Source organism: Dehalococcoidia bacterium, assembly GCA_028711995.1.
Lineage (GTDB): Bacteria > Chloroflexota > Dehalococcoidia > SZUA-161 > SpSt-899 > JAQTRE01.
This window is the reverse complement of the sequence record JAQTRE010000216.1, coordinates 1-3,245: the sequence shown is the minus strand read 5'-3', so window position 1 is coordinate 3,245 and position 3,245 is coordinate 1. Positions and strand designations below refer to the sequence as shown.

General features: G+C 51.2%; 3 protein-coding genes. All 3 read left to right on the top strand.

The window, feature by feature from the left end; translation table 11 throughout:
- The first annotated feature begins 275 nt into the window (after positions 1-275).
- Positions 276-1,040: an SDR family oxidoreductase gene (locus PHV74_15715; protein MDD5095799.1), complete on the top strand. Its 765-nt coding sequence runs from the start codon at positions 276-278 to the stop codon at positions 1,038-1,040.
- A 53-nt stretch (positions 1,041-1,093) separates the two neighbouring features.
- Entirely contained in the window at positions 1,094-1,882 is a 789-nt protein-coding gene (locus PHV74_15710) for an SDR family oxidoreductase (protein ID MDD5095798.1), read from the top strand.
- Between the two features lie 282 nt (positions 1,883-2,164).
- On the top strand, positions 2,165-3,245 hold a 1,081-nt coding region (locus PHV74_15705; GenBank protein ID MDD5095797.1), incomplete at its 3' end, for an ABC transporter substrate-binding protein.

The window sequence follows — 3,245 nt, the reverse complement described above, 5'->3', positions numbered from 1 at the left end:
GCATCCGGATGACTACAAGAACCTGATCGTGCGGGTGGCAGGATACAGCGCCTTCTTTGTGCAACTTGACCCGCTGATCCAGGAGGAGATTATAGGCCGGACCGAGCAGAGAATCTGAGATGGGGCTAGCTAGGCAAGTGTAGTCAGGTTAATACCCACCTATTTCTGGGGCATATTCTCATTGGAGAGATTTCACGTATAATGCCACAGATTCACATCTGACCACATTTCTCGAAATTCATTTCTGTGGATTCTAGCAGAGGAGGATTGTCTTCATGTCAGGACAGCTCGCAGGCAAGGTAGGGTTGGTTACCGGTGCGGGATCGGGGATCGGCAGGGCAACGGCAGTGGCTTTTGCCAAAGAAGGGGCAAAGGTGGTATTGGCGGATATCGAGGTAAAGGGAGGTGAGGAGACGGTTCGCCTCATCAAGAAAGCCGGAGGCGAGGCGATATTTTTCAAGACAGATGTCTCCCTGGAAGCGGATTCCCAAGTACTAGTCCGGAAGGTAGTGGAGCAATATGGCCGATTGGATTGTGCGGTGAATAATGCCGGGATCACGGGAGAGAGATCCCCCACGGCGGACTGCACCAAACAGAATTGGGATCGAGTGATCGGCATCAACCTGACAGGAGTATTCTTGGGAATGAAGTGCCAGATTCCGCAGATGCTCAAGCAAGGGGGCGGGTCTATCGTTAACACTTCATCCACAATGGGGGTGGTGGCTACCCCCTATAATGCGGCTTACGTGGCCAGCAAACATGGTGTAGTAGGGTTGACCAAATCCACGGCGCTGGCATATGTCAAAAACAATATCCGGGTGAATGCTGTCTGCCCGGGGAACACGATGACGCCCATTTTTGAGCCCACCAAGCGGGATGCGCCGGAAATCTTTCAGAAGGTGGTGGTAGATGCGACGCCGATTGGGCGGCTTGCCGAACCTGAGGAGATCGCGAACGCCATCGTGTGGCTCTCATCAGATGCTGCCTCTTATTGCACCGGACATGCGCTATTGGTCGATGGTTGCTATTCTGTCCAGTGAGTGGACAGAAGATGGCGTCTTGCGTACTGGGATGAACACGGAGGAAAAGGAAAATGGATTTAGGTTTAGCTGAGAAGACGGTCATGGTTACTGGGGGGGGGTCAAGCATCGGGCGAGCGATTTCATTGGCATTTGCGAGGGAACGGGTGAATCTAGTAATTATCGATCTTGATACGGATCAAGGGGAAAAGACCGTTGCCGAAGCTCGGAGACAGGGAGCACAGGAGGCGATGGCAGTCAAGGGAGATGTTACCGATATAGCGAAAGTGGAAGGGGCGGTAAAGACGGTTCTCGATAAGTTTGGGCGAATCGATGTGCTGGTGAATAATGTTGGTGTCGATTATCCGATGCTGTTTGTTGACTCTACTCCTGAGATTTGGGACAAACTGATAGCAATCAATTATAGGAGTGTGCTCAACTGCACCAGGGCGGTTCTTGGGCCGATGATAGCGCAAAAGAACGGATCCATCATCAACATTGGCTCGGAAGCGGGTCGTTTGGGCGAATACAAGGAAGCGGTGTATGCCGGGATGAAGGGAGGAGTTATCGCTTTCACCAAGGCGGTTGCCAGGGAGAACGGACCTAAAGGGATACGGCTGAATGTGGTTTGTCCGGCTCTGACCATTCCCGAACGCGACGAAATCGGGGAGATGAGTGTGTGGCAGAAAAGCATCGACATGTTCCCCCCAGGGTCTATGGAGAAGATCATCAAGCTGTATCCTCTTCGTCGATTAGGGAAACCCCAGGATATCGCCAACGCGGTGATATTTCTGGCGTCTGATGCTGCCGGTTACATAACGGGGCAGACGCTCAGTGTTAATGGTGGCTGCAGCATGATGTGAATGGGAAGGGGTCAGCTCATACATTCTGTTGTCATCCATAAGACCCTAAGGCGAGCAAGATGATCATTACCCCGAACTTTGGGACAGGGTGGCTAGGACTTCCGGTCGTTGCTCAACCATAGTTGTAAGACGTATAATCCGCCAAACAAGGCAGTTCTATCGTCTAGGATATCGCCACCAACTTCCATCTTAAGAACCCGGGTTATTAGACCGCAGGTGCTCGTATCTATTACACGAAAAGAGTAATCGTATAGAGTAAATAATTTAAGAGGAGGTTCTACGATGTTCCATAGAGGCAGCTTCTGGTATAGACTGGCAGCCCTGTTGATCGTTCTGGTATTATTGGCGCCGATGCTAGCAGCCTGCGGCGACGATGACGAAGAAACACCTACCCCAGCGGTAACCACTCCAACAGTCACGACACCTGCAAAAACAACTTCTACGGTGACAACCTCAGATAAGCCAGTGAAGATTGGAGCAGTATTCGCCTGGAGCGGTTACGGAGCAGTGGCGTCGCATATGGCCGATGCGGCCATAACTCTTGTGAACTATCAGGTGCAGCAACTGGGAGGCATTCGCGTTGGCAACGAGATTAGACCATTACAGATCGTTAAGTATGATATGAAAAGCGATGTAGGGGGGGCAACCCAGGCAGCAACAAAGGCGATAACGGAGGATGGTTGTGTTGCTCTCACCATGGGGGGGCTTACTGGAGCCGATGGTCTTGCCCTAGCTGACGTTGCCAAAAAGTACAACGTGCTTTATAGCCACTTCATGGGAGATGCAAGTCTCAATACAGACTATACGAACACCCTAAATGCAGTCTTGAGTCAAGCGGCTAATGTTCAGCCTGTCACGAGCTTTGCTCTCGAGGTGCTGCAACCCAAAACCGTAGCGTTAATTGCTAGCGAATCAAGCATGGAGCGGTCAATTCTTGACGACATTCAGAAAATATTCGAAGCCAAGGGAGTGAAAGTAGTCTTTAGGCAGCACTATGCCCTGACCACAGTCGATTTCTCCTCCCTTATGACTAGGGTAAAATATGAAAACCCGGATCTAGTGATGTGCTATGCTTCTTTGCGTCAATATCAGGCGATGTTTAAATCGATGCAGGAACTTGGCGGTTGGGGCAAAATGAAGTTCTTAGGTGTGTCTCAGTCGTCGGGTGGCAATGATGTTGTACAAGCGGCTGGTGCGGAGGGTGTATATGTCAGCTCCTACTGGAATCCTGATGTTCAGAACTCAGGCACAGCATATTGGCTAGATAGCTGGAAATCGTACGTGGCAGCCCATCCGGACTTTGGGAAAAGTGAGGGGGCTATACCTCCCGTCAACGTCCTGCCGTTCTACCAGACTCTCTGGG